This window comes from Streptococcus sp. GMD4S, from assembly GCF_000296955.1.
This window is the reverse complement of sequence record NZ_AJRE01000221.1, coordinates 1-1465: the sequence shown is the minus strand read 5'-3', so window position 1 is coordinate 1465 and position 1465 is coordinate 1. Positions and strand designations below refer to the sequence as shown.

Here is a 1465-nt window from a genome sequence, read left to right as displayed (position 1 = left end):
CGGCTTCATATTCCAATCTAAACGGTCAAGTCAGTACCGAAGAGGTCAAATCTCTCTTATCAGCTCACTTGGACCCAAATAGTGTTGAAGCATTTTTCAATCTTGTTACAGACTATAATGCGACTGTCGGCTCCACTGGCTTAAGTGGTGATTTTGCCTCCTTTACAAAAACGGAATACGATGTAGAGAAAATCAGCAATTTGTGGACACAAAAGAAGGGTGACTTTGTCGGGACCAACTGCCGTATCAATAGCTATGCGCTATTAAAAAATTCAGTCACGATCCCAAAACTTGAAAAGAATGATCAGCTACTTTTTGTGGATAATGATGCTATCGATAAGGGAAAAGTATTTGATGAGAAAGATAAGGAAGAGTTTAATATTCTATTTTCTAGGGTGGAGACAGAAGCGACAACGGATGTAAAAGTTCACGCGCAGAAGATGGAGAAATTCTTTTCCCAGTTTCAATTTAATGACAAAGCTCGAATGCTGTCTGTAGTCTTGCATGATAATTTGGATGGAGAGTTTCTTTTTGTCGGGCATGTTGGTATTTTAGTGCCAGCTGATGATGGTTTCTTATTTGTTGAAAAACTGACTTTTGTAGAGCCCTATCAAGCTATTAAGTTTGCGAGCAAGGAAGACTGTTACAAGTATCTATCCACCAAATATGCGGATTACACAGGTGACGGACTAGCTAAGCCTTTCATCATGGACAATGAAAAGTGGGTTGAAGGATATTAAGGTAGGCAAGGGAGAAGGAGTATGGAGACAGTAGTAGCGCTTTTAGTTGTCATTCTTATCGGAGTCTGGGCTGTAAACATTCTCAAGTCTCGTAAGGCAAATAAAAAAGAAAGATTTTTTGGCTATATGCAGCGCTATGATATAGATGGTGAGGGCTATCAGTCAGAAGTCTGGGAAGTGATAGAAGATGAGGAATGGAAATAAGGAGGAGAGTCCAAAAACAGTAGATTTCTTGCCTTTCTCAAGAAAGGGAACTAGTAACATTAGTGCTATTCTAAGGAACTTATAGGAGGAAACATTATGGGAATGATTGCTAATTATCAATATCTATCTGACAATGAATTAAGCCAAATAAAGCGCTATTCTTGTCAGGAAGAGGATTTACTTGACTTAGTAGAGGATTATCCTGAGGGAAACGATACGTTGATAGATATTGACAAAATGTGGGATGCCTTGCTCTTTGTTATGACAGGTTTTAGTAGTTCAGAATTTATGGATGACGGCCCCTTGATAGAAGCTGTCTTGGGAGTAACTCCTTTAGAAAATGTATCGGAGTATATAGCCTATACTGAACACTCAAAGATAGCTGAGATTGTTCAAGCATTAGAGAATTTTGACATGGATAGGGCTTTAGCTAACTTTAGCATGGAAGCATGCAAGAAGGCAGATTTGTATCCCGATATTTGGGATTATCTTGATGAAGAGGAAGAAATCAAGGATGATAT

At 38.8% G+C, this 1465-nt stretch carries 3 protein-coding genes; all 3 read left to right on the top strand.

The window, feature by feature from the left end; genetic code table 11:
- Positions 1-740: DUF4300 family protein (locus GMD4S_RS08835; RefSeq protein ID WP_000851989.1), on the top strand; the 740-nt coding region annotated here is incomplete at its 5' end.
- Between the two features lie 21 nt (positions 741-761).
- The gene (locus GMD4S_RS08830) at positions 762-944 is read left to right on the top strand and encodes a hypothetical protein (protein WP_000451083.1); all 183 of its coding nucleotides are present in this window, start codon (positions 762-764) and stop codon (positions 942-944) included.
- A 96-nt stretch (positions 945-1040) separates the two neighbouring features.
- A partial coding sequence (locus GMD4S_RS08825; RefSeq protein WP_000525329.1) for a YfbM family protein occupies positions 1041-1465 on the top strand: 425 nt, incomplete at its 3' end.

Coding starts and splice junctions, on each gene's coding strand:
- GMD4S_RS08830 (WP_000451083.1), top strand. CDS start 762: ATGGAGACAGTAGTAGCGCTTTTAGTTGTCATTCTTATCGGAGTCTGG.